Annotated in this window: 18 protein-coding genes; 8 read left to right on the top strand and 10 right to left on the bottom strand. The window is 42.2% G+C overall.

Annotated elements, in window-relative coordinates:
- The first annotated feature begins 31 nt into the window (after positions 1–31).
- From ACX3PZ_RS04350 to ACX3PZ_RS04360, 3 genes are all read left to right on the top strand, one after another.
- The gene (locus tag ACX3PZ_RS04350; RefSeq protein ID WP_459083329.1) at positions 32–760 is read left to right on the top strand and encodes a DUF4230 domain-containing protein; all 729 of its coding nucleotides are present in this window, start codon (positions 32–34) and stop codon (positions 758–760) included.
- A gap of 127 nt (positions 761–887) precedes the next feature.
- A complete protein-coding gene (locus tag ACX3PZ_RS04355; protein ID WP_459111995.1) occupies positions 888–2,819 on the top strand; it encodes an ABC-F family ATP-binding cassette domain-containing protein in 1,932 nt (643 codons plus the stop codon).
- Between the two features lie 74 nt (positions 2,820–2,893).
- Positions 2,894–5,041, top strand: a complete 2,148-nt coding sequence (locus tag ACX3PZ_RS04360; RefSeq protein WP_459111996.1) for a S9 family peptidase — start codon at positions 2,894–2,896, stop codon at positions 5,039–5,041.
- Positions 5,042–5,101: 60 nt separating this feature from the next.
- Here the strand turns inward: ACX3PZ_RS04360 and ACX3PZ_RS04365 are convergent, their stop codons facing one another.
- Together ACX3PZ_RS04365 and ACX3PZ_RS04370 are read right to left on the bottom strand one after the other, a co-directional pair.
- Positions 5,102–5,554: a DUF4442 domain-containing protein gene (locus tag ACX3PZ_RS04365; RefSeq protein WP_459083332.1), complete on the bottom strand. Its 453-nt coding sequence runs from the start codon at positions 5,552–5,554 to the stop codon at positions 5,102–5,104.
- Between the two features lie 145 nt (positions 5,555–5,699).
- Positions 5,700–7,850 carry a M3 family metallopeptidase gene (locus ACX3PZ_RS04370; RefSeq protein WP_459111997.1) on the bottom strand — a complete coding sequence of 717 codons (2,151 nt, stop codon included), beginning with the start codon at positions 7,848–7,850 and terminating at the stop codon, positions 5,700–5,702.
- Between the two features lie 71 nt (positions 7,851–7,921).
- On the opposite strand from ACX3PZ_RS04370, the gene ACX3PZ_RS04375 reads away from it, so the two are divergent.
- Entirely contained in the window at positions 7,922–8,725 is an 804-nt protein-coding gene (locus ACX3PZ_RS04375) for a head GIN domain-containing protein (protein WP_459083334.1), read from the top strand.
- On the opposite strand, the gene ACX3PZ_RS04380 is transcribed toward ACX3PZ_RS04375, so the two are convergent.
- The 5 genes from ACX3PZ_RS04380 to ACX3PZ_RS04400 all read right to left on the bottom strand — a co-directional run bounded on the left by ACX3PZ_RS04380 (position 8,722) and on the right by ACX3PZ_RS04400 (position 13,064).
- A complete protein-coding gene (locus ACX3PZ_RS04380; RefSeq protein WP_459083335.1) occupies positions 8,722–10,590 on the bottom strand; it encodes a monovalent cation:proton antiporter-2 (CPA2) family protein in 1,869 nt (622 codons plus the stop codon). The genes ACX3PZ_RS04375 and ACX3PZ_RS04380 overlap by 4 nt on opposite strands.
- Entirely contained in the window at positions 10,590–11,111 is a 522-nt protein-coding gene (locus tag ACX3PZ_RS04385; RefSeq protein WP_459083336.1) for an NAD(P)H-dependent oxidoreductase, read from the bottom strand. Before ACX3PZ_RS04385 ends, ACX3PZ_RS04380 begins: the two co-directional genes overlap by 1 nt.
- Before the next feature lie 113 nt (positions 11,112–11,224).
- On the bottom strand, positions 11,225–12,037 hold the full coding sequence (locus ACX3PZ_RS04390) for a TPM domain-containing protein (RefSeq protein WP_459083337.1): 813 nt from the start codon (positions 12,035–12,037) through the stop codon (positions 11,225–11,227).
- Positions 12,018–12,449 (bottom strand): TPM domain-containing protein, encoded by a 432-nt coding sequence (locus ACX3PZ_RS04395; protein WP_459083338.1) that lies wholly within the window; start codon positions 12,447–12,449, stop codon positions 12,018–12,020. The genes ACX3PZ_RS04390 and ACX3PZ_RS04395 overlap by 20 nt, the downstream gene beginning before the upstream one ends.
- 6 nt (positions 12,450–12,455) lie before the next feature.
- Positions 12,456–13,064, bottom strand: a complete 609-nt coding sequence (locus ACX3PZ_RS04400) for a LemA family protein (RefSeq protein ID WP_459083339.1) — start codon at positions 13,062–13,064, stop codon at positions 12,456–12,458.
- A 74-nt stretch (positions 13,065–13,138) separates the two neighbouring features.
- Between ACX3PZ_RS04400 and ACX3PZ_RS04405 the strand changes: the two genes are divergently transcribed.
- Both ACX3PZ_RS04405 and ACX3PZ_RS04410 read left to right on the top strand, forming a co-directional pair.
- Positions 13,139–13,648 carry a dihydrofolate reductase gene (locus tag ACX3PZ_RS04405; protein ID WP_459083340.1) on the top strand — a complete coding sequence of 170 codons (510 nt, stop codon included), beginning with the start codon at positions 13,139–13,141 and terminating at the stop codon, positions 13,646–13,648.
- 165 nt (positions 13,649–13,813) lie between these two features.
- Positions 13,814–14,383 carry a DUF2892 domain-containing protein gene (locus ACX3PZ_RS04410; RefSeq protein WP_459083341.1) on the top strand — a complete coding sequence of 190 codons (570 nt, stop codon included), beginning with the start codon at positions 13,814–13,816 and terminating at the stop codon, positions 14,381–14,383.
- Between the two features lie 76 nt (positions 14,384–14,459).
- On the opposite strand, the gene ACX3PZ_RS04415 is transcribed toward ACX3PZ_RS04410, so the two are convergent.
- From ACX3PZ_RS04415 to ACX3PZ_RS04425, 3 genes are read right to left on the bottom strand one after another with little or no spacing between them, the layout of a single operon-like run.
- Positions 14,460–15,092 (bottom strand): trimeric intracellular cation channel family protein, encoded by a 633-nt coding sequence (locus ACX3PZ_RS04415; protein WP_459083490.1) that lies wholly within the window; start codon positions 15,090–15,092, stop codon positions 14,460–14,462.
- A 21-nt stretch (positions 15,093–15,113) separates the two neighbouring features.
- Complete coding sequence (coaD, locus tag ACX3PZ_RS04420; RefSeq protein ID WP_459083342.1) at positions 15,114–15,575, bottom strand: pantetheine-phosphate adenylyltransferase; 462 nt, start codon at positions 15,573–15,575, stop codon at positions 15,114–15,116.
- Between the two features lie 8 nt (positions 15,576–15,583).
- Positions 15,584–16,573, bottom strand: a complete 990-nt coding sequence (locus ACX3PZ_RS04425; protein WP_459083343.1) for a D-alanine--D-alanine ligase — start codon at positions 16,571–16,573, stop codon at positions 15,584–15,586.
- Between the two features lie 156 nt (positions 16,574–16,729).
- On the opposite strand from ACX3PZ_RS04425, the gene ACX3PZ_RS04430 reads away from it, so the two are divergent.
- Positions 16,730–17,758, top strand: a complete 1,029-nt coding sequence (locus tag ACX3PZ_RS04430) for a PASTA domain-containing protein (RefSeq protein WP_459083344.1) — start codon at positions 16,730–16,732, stop codon at positions 17,756–17,758.
- Between the two features lie 68 nt (positions 17,759–17,826).
- On the top strand, positions 17,827–18,909 hold the full coding sequence (locus ACX3PZ_RS04435; protein ID WP_459083345.1) for an RluA family pseudouridine synthase: 1,083 nt from the start codon (positions 17,827–17,829) through the stop codon (positions 18,907–18,909).
- The last annotated feature ends 8 nt before the right edge of the window (positions 18,910–18,917 follow it).

Genomic DNA, 18,917 nt, shown 5'->3' on the forward strand with positions numbered 1-18,917 from the left:
CGCATGCGCCTTTAAATAAACTATAGGATTTATGATTCCAAAAAAATACAAAATGCTACTGCTCTCTCTGGGAGTGCTAGGCGTTCTTTTGCTAGGTTATATCTTGTATCAGCTAGCTACGAATAGTGCGGCTCAAGGGGGAGTGATGATTTTAGTGATGCTCGTGCTAGGTCTTCTCTTGGGCGGTCTCATTACGTATTTGGCAGTGGGGAAATTAAAATCCTCTCCTCCTGTAGTGAAGGAAAGTTCGCATACGGTGGCGCAAAGTTTAAAAAAAGTTTTTAAAGTCGTTTCCGCGGAAGGGCATTTTAGTGAGATTTACAATTACGAAGAAACCAAAAAGCTTTTAAATTTCATTCCTACGAAGAAAAGAGCGCTGGTCATCGTGGAAGCAAAAGTCCTTGTAGGGTACGATTTTGAGAAATTAAAATGGGAATTAGACTCCGAAACCCGGACGGTGAAACTAATCGATTTTCCAGAGCCCGAGATTCTTTCTACAGAGACTGAATACAAATATTACAATATTGAGGAGCAGCTATTCAATCTCTTTAGCCGAGAAGATCTCGCCAACATTCAAAGAAATAGCAAGGCTCAAGTGATTGAAGCGGCAAAAGCTTCCCATTTGCCCGAGGCAGCCAAAGAACAAATGCAGATGCTCCTTACAGAGCTTTTAAGTTCCAAAAATTTCAGATTGGAAAATGCGAGCCTGATTACCCAAAAGGAATCCGGTCTCAGTTTGCCTAACGCAGCGCAAAACTAGACGTTAAAAAGGGAAAGAAACGATTTTTTTGTTGACTGAAAAGGGGTTTTTTAGACTCAAATTGGGAGTTCAAATTCCTCATACAATTTTCGTACTTTTGCACCCGTAAACTTTTTACCTAACTACTATGCTTTCAGTTCAGGGCCTTGGCCTTCATCATTCGGGAAATTATCTCTTCCGTGACGTTAACTTTACCATCAAGCGCGACGATAAGGTCGGTCTTGTAGGGAAGAACGGTGCGGGAAAATCGACGCTTCTAAAAATCTTATCTTCTGAGATACAATTTTACGAAGGAGTTGTGGTACCTGAAGGGTCCATCACCATTGGGTTTCTAAAGCAGGATTTGGAGTTTGTGAAAGGCCGCACGGTTTGGGAGGAGACTCTTCAAGCCTTTGAGCAGATAAATCTCTGGAAAGCAGAGCTTGAGGAGGTGAATCATCAAATGATGGTTCGAACCGATTACGAAAGTGACGCCTACACGGATTTGATTACTCGTATGACGGAGCTTAACGATCTTTTGCACCATCACGACGCATACAATTTAGAAGGCGATATGGAAAAAGTACTCCTTGGACTTGGGTTCAAGGCGGATGATTTTTCTCGAATTACGGACACTTTTTCCGGGGGATGGCGTATGAGAATTGAACTAGCTAAGCTTCTACTTCAAAATAACGATTTACTTCTATTGGATGAGCCGACGAACCACTTGGATATGGAAAGTATCATTTGGCTTGAGAACTTCCTAAAGGATTACAATGGGGCGATTGTTTTGGTAAGTCACGACAAACAGTTTATGACTTCCGTTTGCAACCGTACTTTTGATGTGAACAACCGTAAAGTAGACGATTACAAAGCCAATTATTCCAAGTATTTAGAGCTAAGAAAAGAAAGACGCGAAAAACTGCAACAGGCGAAAAAGAATCAAGATACAGAGATAAAGCAGATGGAAGACAATATCAATCGATTCCGTGCTTCTGCCACGAAGGCTTCTTTTGCGCAGTCCCTTATTAAGAAATTAGACAAAATCGAACGAATTGAAATCGACAACGAGGACATTTCTAAATTTAACATTCGATTTGTTCAGAGTGTCGTGCCAGGGAAAGTTATTTTTGAGGCGGAAAACCTTGGAAAAGCCTATGACGGTAAACAAGTCTTTGATGGAGTGGATTTCTTTATCGAACGAGGTGATCGCATTGCCCTCCTCGGACAGAACGGACAAGGAAAATCCACCCTTGCAAAAATCCTAACCGGAGATATAAAAGATTATTCAGGCGATTGGACTTTAGGCCACAACGTAAATATTGGGTATTTTGCTCAGAACCAGGAAGAGGTTCTTACGGCGGGGAAAACGGTCCTTCAAGAAGCGGAAGATGCCGCCACTGAGGAGACTCGTCCTCGAGTAAGAGATCTACTTGGAAGCTTCCTTTTTTCAGGGGAAGATGTGAATAAGAAAACCCAGGTGCTGTCCGGAGGGGAAAGAAATAGACTCGCACTGTGTAAACTTCTACTACGTCCGTTCAATACCCTAATCATGGACGAACCGACCAACCACCTTGATATTCAGTCGAAAGAGATCATCAAGTTAGCCCTGAATAAATTTGAGGGAACCCTGATTGTAATTTCTCACGACCGTGAATTCTTACAAGGACTCGCTGATAAAATCTTTGAATTCCGTGACGGCCATATGAAGGAGTTCTTAGGAAACGTAGATGAATATTTAGAATTCCGTCAAAAAGAAAGTATTCGTGAAATCTCAATGGAAAAGGCAAAGCTCAGTCAAAAGCAAGAGAGCAAAGTAGAGGTGAAAGCCGCTCCTGCTCCAGAGAAACCGAAAGAAGAACCGAGAGGTTTTGTGACCAAAGAGCAAAAGCAGTTGGAAGGCAAACTCAAAAAAGCAGAACAGGCTATTAGTGAACTGGAAGCTGCCATTGCCAAGAAAGAGTCGGAATTTGCAAGCCATAATCCTTCGGAGTCGGATCTTGAATCTTACGAAAAGCTGAAACTTGACCTTGAGACGCAAATGGCACTTTGGGAAGAGCTTGCTTTAGAAATGGACTAAGACCAAGGATTAAGCCCCTTTTTGCGGTATAGGTTTTATTTTTTCAGTACATTTGATCGATTTAATTTGTACGCATGAAACTATCAAAACTCTCACTCTTTTTCGTCTTTTCAGCCACTCTTCTAACGGCTCAAAAGCAAAAATACACCATGGAAGAGGCCGTAAGTGGTCTACGCAGTAATTTAGCGGTGGAGAACATCTCCCAGTTTTCTTTTTCTTCGGATTCGAAAAGCTATTTAAGTGCTGTAAAAAGCGGCTATATGATTACTGATTTCGGGACTTTAAAATCCGATACTCTAATTTCACTTTCAAGAGTGAATCAAAACCTTCAAGGAAAAGACCGGTTAGATCGATTGCCTCCTTTGAGTTTTCTTTCGAGTACGAGCGCCTATTACAAAGACGCGGGTCAATATTCCCTTTTAACCAAAACGTCCAAAGGTTGGACAAGAAGCACCTATTTCAAGGTGCCTGAAAAGGCGGAAAACATTACGGTTCTAGAAGGTAAAAACGCAGCTGTTTATACAGTGGATCAAAATCTATATTATGTAAAAGGACAAGAGGTTAGGGCTATTTCTCAGAGCACAGATCCTAATGTCGTTTACGGGCAAGCCGTTCACCGAAATGAGTTTGGTATTGACAGAGGGATTTTTGTTTCCCCAGATCAGCAGAAAATTGCCTTTTACCGAATGGACCAAACGATGGTCGCCGATTATCCCATTGTAGATTGGTCAGGAAGTCCTGCCAAGAATGAAAATATGAAGTACCCAATGGCGGGTCAAAAATCACACGAAGTCACACTGGGGGTTTACGATATTAATACGTCTAAAATTACCTATTTGAACATTCCGGGAGACAAGGAACAGTATCTTACGGCCGTGACTTGGAGTCCCGATTCCAAAAGCATTTTCGTGGGCGTTTTAAATCGAGACCAGAATCATTTAAAAATGAATCAGTATAGTCTGGCAGGAGCTTTTGTAAAGGAAGTGTTTGAGGAAAAAAGTGCTCAGTATGTAGAGCCCCAGCATCCACTTGCCTTTTTCCCAGGTTCCAATACCGATTTTATATGGCAAAGCGAACGAAGTGGCTACAACCACATGTATCATTACAATGTGGACAAAGGCCTAGTAGGAGCTTTAACGCAGGGCGATTTTATCATCACAGAACTCCTCGGGTTCAATGAAAGGAAAAATGAAATTTATTATAGTTCAACGGAAAAGTCACCGCTGGAAAGACAGTTGTATCGCCTGAACTACAAAACAAGGAAAGTGGAGCAGCTAACTCATCAGCCGGGAATGCACAGTGGAAAGTTAAGTGCAGACGGCGCGCTCTTATACGATTCTTATTCGAATAGCGAGACCCCTCGCGTCGTGTCCGTTCTTCGCACAGCGGATCTGAAAACCCATGTTTTGGTAAAGAGTAAGAATCCCCTTGAGAACTATGAAAGACCCGAAATCCGAAACATCACCCTAAATGCAGAGGACGGGACCCCTTTGTATGGAAAATTAATTCTTCCTACCCAATTTGACCCGTCTAAGAAGTATCCGGTGATCGTCTATCTATACAATGGACCCCATTTGCAATTGGTGACCAATAGTTTCCCTGCAAGTGGCAATTTATGGTATGAATACATGGCTCAAAATGGGTACATCGTCTTTACCATGGACGGGCGAGGCTCAAGCAACCGCGGTGCAAAATTTGAAAGAGCCGTCTTTAGAAACTTAGGGGAAGTAGAAATGAAAGACCAACTCAAAGGGGTTGAGTTTTTGAAAACCATTCCGCAGGTTGATCAGCAGAGAATGGGTGTGCACGGATGGAGCTTTGGAGGGTTTATGACGACGAATTTAATGCTTAGCTATCCGGATGTGTTTAAAGTAGGTGTGGCAGGTGGACCGGTGATCGATTGGAACTGGTACGAGATCATGTATACCGAACGATACATGGACTCCCCAAGTCAAAATCCAGAAGGGTACAAAAAGGCGAACCTAACAAGCAAAGTGCAGAATCTCAAAGGTGACCTACTTATGATCCATGGAGCGCAGGACGATGTAGTGCTTTGGCAGCACTCAATTAAGTTCCTTAAAGCCGCAGTGGACAAGGGAATTCAACTGGATTACTTTGTGTATCCTGGACATAAACACAATGTCCTCGGAAAAGACCGGGTTCATTTGATGCAAAAAGTAACGGATTATTTTGATCTCCATTTAAAAGGAGAAAAAAAGTAGAAATAAAAAGGGCGGTTCATTATAAGAATCGCCCCTTTTTTTTGGACCTGTAGTGAAGCGTTAGTTTTTGACTTTAAAACTCCAAAGGAATTCGAACTGAGAAACGGTCTCTCCCTTTTCATTGATTCCTTTTGAACGGAGCCAAAGGGTTTGGCCCTCACCAGACTTAATCGCTAGTTGAATTGCACTTTCAATTTCTTCGCCCTGCTCGCAAGAGAAATGGATTCTTCCTACGGCTTTTTTCGTGAATTCTGCTTTGTTTTGTACCACCAGCATCGAGATTTTTTGGCTTGTCTTTCTGATTTTGTCGGCGCAAAGTATTCCGGTAGAAAACTCGGCAGCCATTCCCTGAACGGCCCAAAACATAGAGCGAAAAGGGTTTTGGTTTAAGAGTCCTAGCTTTACGCTCGAACGGCAAGATTTTGAGTCTAATGCTTTAATTCGGACTCCAGCCAAATAGGAAATTGGAATCGTCTTCAATAAGTAGAGGTTGTAGAGCGTGGTAGGTTTCATGGGTTAAAAATACATAAAAGCCTTTGGGAATAGAAATTAACTTCTATTGCATGAATAAGGGTTTTGCTTTTTCAAAAAAGAAAGCGGTTATAAAACTTTCTGTTTACAACCGCTTTTTTTTAATTCTCTTTCGTTCGCTTCGAACTTATTTGATAAACCCTTTGCTTTTTAGTAGGGGAGTAAGATCGGGATCTTTCCCTGTAAATTCTTTAAAGGCCGTGTTTAGATCGGTTGAATTCCCAACCGAGAGAATGTACTTTCTAAAGCGTTCCCCGTTTTCACGAGTCATTCCTCCATGGGTACTAATGTAGTCCCAAGCCGAAGCATTTAGCATATCCGCCCACATATAAGCGTAATATCCTGCGGAGTAACCGCCCCCGAAAATATGGGAGAAATAGGGAGAATGGTATCTTGGAGGAACTTCACTTAAATTGAACCCAAATTTAGCGAGGGTTTCTTTTTCAAATTCAAGGGTAGGTTTAAATTCATTTTTATTTTTCACAGAGTGCCAACCCATATCAATACTTGCAGCGGAAACTAGCTCTGTAGTAGAGTATCCTTGGTTGAAGCTACTCGCCTTTTTTATTTTGTCCACAAGGGATTGAGGCATTGGCGCTTTCGTTTCATAATGAAGTGCGTAGTTCTTTAATACGACCGGTTCTAAGGCAAAGAATTCATTGATTTGCGAAGGGAACTCCACAAAATCTCTTGGGGTCGCTGTACCCGAAAGAGAAACGTATTGTTGGTTGGCAAATAGACCGTGAAGTGTATGTCCAAATTCATGGAACATGGTGGTCACATCGTCATAAGAAATTAAAGAAGGTTTTCCTTCTGCCGGTTTCTGGTAATTGAATACATTGACAATGACCGGTTTTTGCCCTAGTAGGTGAGATTGATCCACAAAGTTGCTCATCCAAGCACCTCCTCCCTTGTTGCTACGAGTATAGAAATCCAAATAGTAAATGGCCATGGACGTTCCGTCTTGGTCAAAGACTTCGTATACAACCACGTCGGGATGGTAAACGGGAAGATCGGTGCGCTTTTTAAAAGTAATTCCGTAGAACTGCTCTGCGGCATAGAATACTCCTTTCTCTAGGACCGTCTGTACTTCAAAATACGGTTTGATTTCGTTTTCATCCAGATCGTATTTTGCCTTTCTAACTTGTTCTGCATAGTAATTCCAATCCCATGGTTCGAGTTTGAAGCCTCCGTTCTGCTTGTCAATAAGAGATTGTATTTCATCTCTCTCGCGTTTTGCAGTCGCTACAGCCGGAGTTGCGAGCTGAGCAAGTAAATTAATGGCTTTGTCTGGAGAACCTGCCATTTGGTCTTGAAGTTTCCACTCTGCAAAAGAACTTTTTCCCATTAGTTTTGCTTTCTTTAGGCGCAGAAGGGCTTCTTTTTCTAAAACAGAACGAGTGTCTGCATTGTCGTTTTTCTCTGCACGATGCCAAGAAGCTTTGAAAAGTTTTTCTCTTGTGGCTCTTACATTTAGATTTTGCAGGATCGGTTGTTGCGTTGTGTTTTGAAGGGCAAGAAGGTAGCCAGAAGCTTTGCCTGCTGCCTTCGCATCGCTAGCCGCCGCAGCCAATTGGTCTGGGGATAAACCGTCAAGCTCTTTTACGTCGGTTATGTATAGTCCTCCCTGTTTTCTTGCTGCTAAGAGTTTGTTAGAATATTGAGTGGAAAGCGTTGCAAGCTCTGCATTGACCGCCTTAAGTTCTTTTTTGTTTTCAGGAGATAAATCCGCTCCTGCAATTTCGAAGTTCTGTTTGTAATACTCTAGTAAGCGCTGACTTTCTTTATCGAGACCTTCACTGCTTACTTTTTTAAGCCTTTGCCATATTTTGTCATTCAAATAAAGCAAGTCGGAATGACCTGCTAGAATAGGCGCATACTCCTCTTCTAGTTTTTGAATAGTTGGGTTTGTGTTGGCACTGCTTAGGTTGTAGAAAACCGTAAGCGCTCTTTTTAAGACCTCACCGCTGTTCTCAATCGCAAGCACAGTATTCTCAAACGTAGGCGCTTCCGAATTGTTTGCAATGGCCTCGTATTCTGCTTTTTGAATTTTTAGTCCGTAATCGAAGGCAGGTTTGAAGTGTTCGTCCTTTATTTTATCAAACTGGGGAGCCTGGTATTGCAATGTGCTTTTGTTTAAAAAAGGATTGTTCTGCATGCTGGGATCTTGCGCATTTGTAGAAGATTCTGCGCTGGAAGTAGATTGTTTCATTGTGCTACAAGCCGTGGCCGAAAGAGCCAGCGACGAAATTAAAACTAATGAAGTAATGTTTTTCATTGGTAAGGTGTTATAATAGTAAGAGATAAAGATACAAAATCTTAAATTTGAATACCCTTAAAATTAATAGTATGAAAAAAATTCTAATCGTTTGCCTGTTTTCTCAAGCTTTATATGCATGTAATTCTTCAGATCCTCAGGGAGTTATTTCAAATTGGGTCACCCAAGATCAAGTCTCGGCCACAGGGCCTATGAGTGAAAAATCGTTTAAGGTTTCCTTTGAGACCGTTCGCGTTTCCACATCCATCGATGCGGAAATCATTCAATCGAATCGCCAAAGAGTGGTTATTTCTGCACCGGAATCGATTTTAGACAAAGTTTTGGTAGATTCAAGCGGAGATCATCTTCATATAACCTTTAAACCTGGAACCTCAATTCGAGGCGCGCACAAAGTGAGAGCAAAAATTTACACAAATAGACTTTCAGGGGTCACGGCGGATTCGTCTGCAGACATTGTGATTCAAAGTAAATTTACGCAAGAAAGAATGAATCTGAAAGCTTCAAGCAGTGGAAGTATTGCGGGAGATGTAGAAGCAAATGACCTCTTTTTAGATGTTTCTAGCAGTGGAGACTATTCTGGAAAAATATGGGCCATTAACCTAACTGCCGAAGCCTCCTCTTCGGGAGATCTTAAACTAAGTGGAAAAGCAAGGAATGCAGAGTTGAAGGCAAGTTCTTCAGGCGATATTAAAGCCGAGTCCCTTTTCGTAGAAGATGCGGCAATCAAAGCCAGTAGCAGTGGCGATGTGAAAGTGTCGGTTTCCCAAAGGGCCAATGCAAGTGCAAGTAGCAGCGGGGATGTGACCATTTTAAAAAGAGGGAATGTAATCTTAACAAGGCATGTAAGTTCTGGAGGATCCGTTCGTATGGATTAAGGAAGATTCTCATTTTCCGCTTCGTCGTAATCGTTCCAATCGTGCGTATCAAAATTGAGGTTGTCTAAGGAGAGAAGCGCTTCTTCTCTTTGAATGGATTCCCGTGTAGAAAAGCTCAGTCCTTCGCCGCTTTCGTATTCTTTCGCAATTTTTCGAACCGAAAGTTTATCAATGTTCATAAATCGTTTTCCGAGTCGACGGGCTGCGTATTTTCGCATGCCCGTTTCACTCAATACATCCACCGCCATATCCACGGCAGTTCCTAGGGTTTCACGGTAAATCTGATCAATCCCGTGGTTGAGGTAATGATAGGCATCCAATCTGTTTTTAGCGCGGACAAATATTTTCACTTTCGGATAATGTTCTCGAACGGTTTCCGCAATGAATCTATTGGAATCGGGATCGTCTAGGGCCAATATGAGAATTTCCGCTTCTTCGATTCCGGCCGCTCTTAGAATCGGAATTCTCGTAGCGTCCCCATAGAAAACTTTGAAACCAAAACTTCGAAGCACTTTGATTCGCTCCGGATCATAATCCAAAACCGTCGCAGAAATTTTGCTTGCTCTTAGGAGTCTTCCGACGGTGCTTCCAAAATGTCCGAACCCTACAATAATGATTTTTTTATCCTGTATTTTGGTGTCCAAAATGTTAAAGGGCTTTTCATCCGACTCTCCAGGTGTGAACTTGGGCGCTAGTTTTTTCTCATAAAAGATGAGCAGTAGAGGGGTAATGGTCATCGTAATGGCTGTAACGGCCATCATTTGAGAATTAAGAGTAGAGGAGATAAGATATAAGTTTTGAGAATAATTCAGAAGCACAAAGGCAAATTCTCCTACTTGAGAGAGAGCAAACGCGTAAAAAAAGTTTTGTTTGTTCTCTATCTTAAAGAACTTGCCCACGGCATAAAGCACAAATAATTTGATGGCAAGTACCACGACTACCGTGGAGAAGATAAAAAGGGGGTCTCTTGCAATGGTAGCAAAATTGATCATCGCTCCCACGCTCACAAAAAAGACGGCTAACAAAAGTCCCTTAAAGGGATTGATTTGAGCTTCGAGTTCATGACGGAATTCGCTGTTAGCAAGCATGACCCCAGCAAGAAAGGCACCCAATGCAGGGGAGAGTCCAACGGCCACCATGAGTTCAGATACTCCAATCACTAAAAATAGAGACGAAGCGGTTAGTAGTTCACTCATTCCGGCTTTTGACACATACCTTAGGAAAGGAACAAAAACGTATTTACCTAAGAGGACGAGAAGTACGACCCCTAAGATCACGGTGGCTCCTTGCATCCATTCGGGTAGATTTTGAATTAAAATTTGAACTTCGTTTTCTTCTTTAATTTCAAATTTCGCAATCAAAGGAAGTATGGCAAGAATGGGAATAACGGCGATGTCTTGAAAGAGAAGGGTAGCAAAAGAGGCTTCCCCCACAGTGGTCTTAATTAAGTTTTTCTCTTGCAATAATTGCAATACTATCGCGGTGGAAGAAAGGGCAAAACACATGGCCACGGCAATGGCCTGATTCACTCGCCAACCGGCCAAAATAAAAGCAAGAAACAAAAGTCCAATGGTGAGGGTGACTTGTGAGAGCCCCAGTCCCACGATGCGTTTACGCATCGACCAGAATTTCCTAGGTTCGAGTTCAAGTCCTACAATGAAAAGAAGCATCACGACGCCAAACTCTGTGGCATGCATGATGCCGTCCGTTTGTTTTCCTGTTAACTGCAATACAAAAGGACCTATAATGACTCCGCCAAGGATATAACCAATGACGGAACTCAGTCCAAGTTTTCGTACGAGCGGCACCATAATGATGGCAGCTCCTAAGAAAATCAGTAGGTTCATTGCAATGTTGGTTTCCATTAACTTGTAAGGAGTTTTATAAAGTTTTGTTTGTGTTGAATGATTTCTTTTTTGGTTAAGTTTTCGGCTTCGTAAACAATGAAGGTGGGTTTTAGATCCGCCTCAAAGGCTCTTAATGTGACAATAAGCCCACTGATTAAATGTTCAATCGTATAGCCGTGTTTACCAGAAGGTCCAAAGGACCGCTCCTTGCTTCTCGTAGTGGTCAAGATGAAAACCTCTTTGTTTTCAAAGGGATTTTCGATCTCAGCGTTTATCCAGGTAGGGTCTAAGACTTCGTCTAACCAAAGGCGTAGCAGAGGAGGAATACCAAACCAAATAATTGGAAAGTGAAAAACAAAACGCTCGTAGTGTGCAAGGCGCTTTCGTTCTTTAAATGCAGAAATGTGAAAATCGGAATACAATTCATAGAGATCTAAAAAATCGTAATGCTGATGTCTTTCGTAAAAATTAATTAGTACCCGATTGGAATAAGAATATTCCAAGTAAGGGTGAGCGAAAATAACCAGTGTGTTTTTCACATAAAATAGATTGGAGCTCTAATCTAGTGAAAAAAAGAGTACCAATCGTAAAGGTTTTGGGAAAATTCTCAAACAACCTTCGTTATTTTGACAGAAAGAGGATTGCGTCTGGATTACCAACCGCCAGAGGCTCCTCCACCACCAAAACTTCCTCCTCCGCCGAAACCTCCGAAGCCGCCTCCGCCGCCAAAGCTTCCTCCTCCGAAACCCCCACCGCCTATCGGTGGGAAAGGAAAGAATCCTCCGGGATACGATCTTCTCCCTCTTTTGCTTAAGATGACATCTCTATCTTCATCTCGGTAGCCTCCGCCACCTCCGCCACCCGTTTTCGAGAGAATGATCAGAACGAGCATCACAATAATGAAAATTACAATGATCCGACCCATGCCAGGCATTTCATTGTTTGAAGGGTCTTTTACAATAGGTTTGAACTGTCCTTGAACCGCTTCCATTAATGCAGTGGTGCCTCGGTCTAGTCCTGTGTAGTAATCTCCTTTTTTGAAACTTGGGGTAATAAGGTAGTCAATGATTTGTCCTGCGACTGCGGCCGTAAGGTATTTTTCCACCGCTCTTCCTTGTTGAATGGCAAGAGTTCGGTCGTCTACAGCGACTAGCAGAACAATCCCATTGTCTACTTCTTTCTTACCGATTTTCCAAGTTTCTCCAAATTGCCAGGCTACGAAATTTACATCTTCGCCTTTCGTGGAGGGGATAATAATTAGCTCTATCTCTGTGGAGGTAGAGTCTTCAAATTTGATGAGTTTCTCGTTTAATTGATCCTGCTGCTGCTTTGAAAGAATCCCCACCTCGTCATAGACCGGGTAAAGCACTTTCGGCTTTTCGGGTACGGTGTATTGAGCCCATAACAAAGCGCTAAAAGCAAAGGAAAATAGAATCGTAAAAAAGTTACGAGAATGTAATCTCATTGGATAGTTCGTTTGGATTTCCCTCCTGAATTGGGAAATAGTTTTTTAGTTCTTGGCCTGTTTTTAAGATGGCCTCTTTTAGAGCCTCATAAAAACGGCCCTGGGCAAATTCTGCAGTGATGTTGTCGTGGAGATTGTCCCAGAATTGTTGCCTTACCTTTTCATGAATTCCTTCATCCCCAATAATGGTTAGATATTTCTGTTCAAAATTGACATGAAATAGCACGCCGTTACGCTCCTTCGTATTTTGCATTCCCAGTTTCGTGAAAGCAGCAAAAGCCACGGCGGCATTGTCCTTTGGGGTTGTCGCGTCAATATGGACTCGTATCTCACCACTGGTGTGGTTTTCAGCCTCACAAATGGCCTCCACGAGGGAGGACATTTGCGATTCTGAAAGAAAAGACTTTTTCATTGTTTTTTAGTTAGAAAAGACCTCAGGCGCTACTTCAGATCCAGCAGCGGATTTGAAATAAGGTTTTTCACCTTTGTTAAACAAGCCAGCCAAAACATTGTTCGGGAAGGTTTTCACTAAATTGTTATATTCTTCCACGGCACCGTTGTACGTGACGGTTTCCGCTCGAATGGAGTTTTCAATTGCCGTATATTCTCGTTGGAAGTTGAGATACTGCTGGTCCGCTTTTAAATTAGGATACTGCTCCACGACAGCCATTAATCGACTAAGCGCTCCGGAGAGTTCGCCTTGTGCGGCTTGGAATTTGGCCATGTCCGCCTCCGTCATATTGGTTGGGTCAATGGTAACAGAGGTCGCTTTCGAACGAGCTTCTACCACACCTGTAAGGGTTTCCTGTTCAAATTGTGCGTAAGACTTTACGGTTCTTTCTAAGTTTGGAATTAAATTCGCACGTTTTTGGTACACGGTTTCCACGTTTGACCAACGAGCATTTACTTTTTGTTCTCCTTGAACAAAACTGTTGTAGGCATTTTTCCCCCAAAAGAATAACACAGCAGCAATAACGACTAGTGCGATTCCAATGGTGCCTGCGCTAAGACAACCCTTATTTCTCATAGTTTAAATATTATATGGTTTAATGCCTCGTAAATATACAAATTATGTGCTATTTTTGTCAAAATTCAAAAAAAATGACGACGCTAATTGTGGCCATGGGGCAGAATCGAGAAATTGGACACGACAATAAGCTCTTGTGGCACTTGCCAAAGGACCTAAAGCACTTTAAGGCACTGACGAGTGATCATCCCATTGTCATGGGACGAAAAACCTTCGAAAGCATTGGTAAGCCGCTTCCCAATCGGACCAACATTGTCGTAAGCCGAAAGAAAGATTGGTTTATGGAAGGGGTTCTGATTGTAGGAAGCCTTAAAGAAGCGCTAAAGTTTGCCAAGAAAATCAATCCAGATATCTACGTGATCGGAGGAGGAAGTCTATATGAGCAGACGATTGAAAATGCGGATCGATTGGAAGTGACCCTCGTAAAAACGAGCCTTGAGGCCGATACGTTCTTTCCCAAGATTGATTCGAAACTCTGGATCAAAACAAGTGAAAGATGTGAAGAGGCAGATGAAAAAAATGAGTATGATCTTTGTTTTCAGACTTACGAGCGGAAGGATGCTCAAAAGGAGACAGAAGCTTAGTTTTCAAAACCACTATAAGATTGATAGCTGATTTCTTAAGAAGAAGTAAAATGACCTGAGCGTAATTCGTGCTTGGCGACTTCTCCAAAAGAAGAAAAGGAATTCCAATTTTAGAACTTCCTTTTTAAAGGCATTTTTTTATCTTTGTACCACATAAAAATAGAAATGAATAAAATTATAAAATTAGTATTTGCAGCCCTTTTGATGGGTCTAGGCGTCTACATGATGTTTTTCACTCGGGAAACAGGGTGGGGAATCGTCGTGTTTCTTCTTAGTGCAATTCCGATCGCGCTGTTTTTCAAAAATGAATACATTCTACTTGCTTTCTGGCAGATGCGTAAGCAAAATACAGAGAAAGCAGGGCAGTGGCTTGAGAACATTAAAAATTACAGAACCCAATTGCACAAATCGCAGTATGGATACTTCCATTATATGCAAGGTCTAACGCTAGCGCAAGATCAACCTGTGAAAGTAGAACCCTTGATGAAAAAGGCCCTCGAGTATGGATTAAATATGAAGCACGATCGTGCCATGGCTAACCTAAACCTAGCTGCTGTGGCTATCTCCAAAGGTCGGAAGCAAGAAGGACAAAGACTTTTAGAGGAAGCTAGAAAATTAGACAGTGCTGGAATGATGACCGATCAAATCAAAATGATGAAAGATCAGTTAAAGATGCCTTCTATGCAGAAGCATATGCACAATCCACACATGAGACAAAGAGGCAAGTTCTCTTAAGAAGAAAAATAACTCAAATAAAAAGGAATTAGCCTGCAAGGATATTGCAGGCTAATTCTTTTCTATGGATTGAAGATTAATCTTCAAAATTGGTTCTCTGGTCGTAGAATTTGGGCATCTGCCAATGGTATTTAACGGCGAAGGTTCGAATCAGTACAATAAGAAGAATCGTTGCAATTTGAATGATGACATAGGCTAGGTTGGTGTACCGAATCAGAGAAAGGAAAATCCCACCCCCTACAATACAAGCGGTTGCATAAATTTCTTTTCGAAAAATCAATGGGATTCGGTTCAGGAATGTATCTCTTAAAATCCCACCGAAACAACCGGTGATCGTTCCAAGTGTTAAGCAAATCAAAGGGTGAAGTTCTTGGCTTAAGCCTTTTTGGATTCCGATAATGGTGAAAAGGCCAAGACCAAAACTGTCAAAAATAAAGAGGGTGACTTTAAAATTTCGTTCAAAGGATTTGACGATAAAGGCCAAAACGGTCCCGATGAAAATCGTGATAGGATACAGCATATCGCGCATCCAAAAGACAGGTACGCCTAGGAGTAGGTCTCTCACCGTTCCGCCTCCTACCGAAGTAACAAATGCAATAATAAGGACACCAAAGGGATCTAGGCGTTTCTGCATAGCTGCAAAAGCACCTGACATCGCAAAGGCTAGGGTTCCTACGACCTCTATGAAGAGGTTGAAATTGTGATGGATTTCCAATACAAACAGGTTAAATTAGACGCGTACCGCGGTGGGTACTAGGAGTTCGTAATCTCCTTTAAAGGTAATGATTTCTCGAACAATACTACTTGAGATAAAGGATTTTCCAGAAGAGGTGAGAAGGAAAATGGTTTCAATTTTATTGTCTTGTGTGAGAGTTCGGTTGGTTTGCGCTATGGCTTTTTCGAATTCGAAGTCGGCAGGATTTCGTAGGCCTCTAAGGATAAAATTTACATTTTTGCTGCGGCAGTAATCGATGGTGAGGCCCTCGAAGTTGTCAACTTCCACATTTGGAAAATCTTTAAAAGTGTTGCGAATGAATTCTTTTCGCTGTTCCAAAGAAAACATGTATTTCTTTTGAGAGTTCTGTCCAATGGCAATAATGATTTTGTCAAATAGAGGCGCTGCTCGCTCCACAATATCAAAGTGTCCTAAAGTAATCGGGTCAAATGATCCCGGAAATACCGCAATTCTCATAAGCGTTGTTAAAGGGGTTTGTTATAGGCTTTCTCCACTTCATTTCCGCAGAGTTCTTGTATGCTGAGACCAAAATGGGTCGCTTGTTGTGGCAATATGCTCGTGGGAGAGAACCCGGGATTGGTATTCATCTCTAGCATGTAGGGAATGCCCTCTACAATGATAAATTCACTTCTTGAGAATCCACTCATCCCTAAAGAGTCGTACGCACGAATCGCTACTTTCTCCACTTTCTCTTTGATTGAATCCGAGATTCTGGCTGGGGTGATTTCCTGGGAAGCTCCCTGGTATTTTGCAGCGTAATCAAAGAATTCGGTTTCGGGAACAATTTCTGTAATTCCCAGAACGGTGGTTTCTCCTTTGAAATCGACCACGCCGACCGAAACTTCCATTCCGTCTAGGAACTCCTCAATTAAAATTTCGTCGTCCTCGGCAAAAGCGGTTCGGATCGCTTCCGGGAATTCTTCTAAGGATTTCACTTTGGTAATTCCGAGCGAAGAGCCGCTTTGGTTGGGCTTCACAAAAAGGGGAAGTCCCAGGTGCTCAATAATTTGCTCTGCCTCAATCCGATCGTTTTTCCGTAAATAGACGCTTTTGGCAGAAGGTACCTGGTATTTTGCTAGAACGGCTAAGGTATCCTTTTTGTTGAACGTTAAGGCACTCTGGTAAAAGTTGCATCCCGTGTATTTTTGTCCAATGGTATTCCAATAGGCCTGCAGTTCTCCATTTTCACCCGGTCGACCGTGAACGGTATTGAAACAAACATCGAATTTGAGAACATACCCGCTTTGCATTTCTACGGAAAAGTCGGCTTTATTAATCGGAACTTTTTGTTCGTTATCGTCCATGAAATACCACTCATCTTCTAAGATGACTACGCGATAAACATGGTAAGCCTCCCGATCTAGGGAGTCGTAAATGAGTTGTCCACTCTTAAGCGAAACTTTGTATTCTTCGCTGTATCCGCCCATGACCACGGCAACGTTCTTTTTATTCATATTTACTGCACCTTAAGGGTAAGGCAAATTTAGCAATTTTGTTTAAGCTAGCAGATTTTTGAAAAAAAATAATGTTCTCACGCTTCAAGGGCATGAAAATCCAATCCCGTTTTTAAAATTATTAGTTATATTTGTCTTCTGTAACAAGGATACTGTATGTTTAAATCGCTTTTTCACTGGAAGGTACTAGGGAATATACTTCTCGCAGCCATTGTATTTTTAGGTCTCGTCTGGCTTACCTTTCGTTGGCTTGAAGTCCACACCAATCATGGGGAAGAAATTCCAGTTCCCAATGTCGTCAATTTATCCGTACACCAAGCGATTGAAGTACTGGACGACAATGGACTTCATTACGAAGTGGATAGTTTTAAATACGATCCTAAGTTTAAGCCTTTCCAGGTTTTGCAAATCTATCCAGCCGTAGGTTCAAGAGTGAAAGGAGGACGAGCTATTCTTCTAAAAGTAAACCCTCGAACCTATGCACCGGTTCAGGTACCTGATATCTTAGATCAATACAAAGGACTTGCCTTTAGGCAGTTGGAATCGATTGGGCTTAAGGTAGGCGATACGATTTATGAGCCTAACATTCAGCGTGATGCGGTTATTCGTATGCAGAGAGGAGGTACCATCGTCAAGCCAGGAATGAAACTTCCTCGTTTTGCAAGCATAGATTTAGTCATTGGTACGGGACCCAAACGAAATGTAACGGTTCCCAACTTAGTAGGTCTCACAGTCCAAGAAGCAAAAGCGGTCATCTCAAACAATTTGTTTGAAATTGGTCTGATTGATTTTGAAGACCCAAACCGAGATCAATCGGATATTGTGTACTACCAAGATCCTGAAGGCGGAGCTATTCGGGACCAAGGAATGCAAATTGATCTTTGGGCTAGCAAAAAGATTCCAGCCCAAATGATGGGAAAAATCCAGCAGCTCAATTCTATTTATCGGACCCAGATTGAGCGAGCGCCAGCACCTATTGAATGGGAAGATACTTCCAATCCTATAGAGACGGCTCCGAGAAACCCGGTCATCCCAGCACCCCCACAAACAGATCCCGAGCAAAAAGCAAAACCGGTGGAACCGGCAAAAACACCGAAAACAACAAGTGAAAAATCGAGTACTTCTAAAACGCCAGAATCGAAGGATGAAACTAAGCCTAAGGCTCGAAAAGTAATTGTGGAGTAACTTTTAGTCAATAAAATAATAGAAATATAATAGCTTCAACGTTTGCGTGAAGCTATTTTCAATAGCGGATGAGCCAAGATTATAACGAAATAGAAGATCAAGATCCCGAGTTAGACTTTGATGGAAACGAAGATTCTCAGGACGAGAATCAGGAAAGCGGCGCCCTGTATGAGCATTTGCGTCTCAAGGTGGATCCGGGTCAGGTGCCACTTCGTATTGACAAATACTTACTAATATTCCGTCAAAATTCTTCAAGAAACAAACTCTCTCAGACCTGTAGAGCCGGCAATGTCGTTGTGAACGGAACGCCTGTCAAACAAAACTACAAGGTAAAACCGGGCGATGAGATTTCCGTTCTCTTAAGTCGTCCTCCTAGAGAAAATGTGATTGTTCCTCAGGATATTCCTTTGAATATTGTGTACGAAGATTCAGAAGTCTTGGTTGTGGACAAAGCTCCAGGTATGGTGGTGCACCCGGGCCACGGCAATTGGGACGGAACTCTTGTGAATGCGCTTGCATTTCACTTTGAGAAGAACAAAGAGAAAAGCGATTTAGACCGCGTAGGACTGGTGCATCGAATCGACAAGGATACGTCCGGACTACTCGTGATCGCAAAATCAGAATTTGCTTTAAGTTTCTTAGCGAAACAATTTTTTGAAAGAAAGACAAAGCGACTTTACTGGGCTTTTGTTTGGGGAAACCTAGCAGAGGACGAGGGTACTATTGAAGGAAATATCGGTCGCCACGAGAAGAATCGCATGCAGATGGCGGTTTTCCCTGACGGGAGCAGTGGAAAACATGCGGTGACCCATTACAAAGTAAAAGAGAGATTCCGCCATATGACTTGGGTAGAGTGTCGCCTGGAAACAGGACGTACTCATCAGATTAGAGCTCATTTTAAATACCTCGGCCATACGCTTTTCAACGACGAACGATACGAAGGAAATGTAGCCCTACGAGGCGTCAATTTACCGAAATACAAGCACTTTATTAAGAATGTATTTGAGGTGCTCCCTCGCCATGCGCTGCATGCGCATACCCTAGGATTTATCCATCCCACCACCAAGGAGCCTATGTTCTTTGAAAGTCCAATGCCTCAGGATATGCAAGAAGCACTAGACAAATGGAGGATGTATTTAGAGCATAATTAATAAAGGCG

The organism is Chryseobacterium sp. A321, assembly GCF_054489265.1.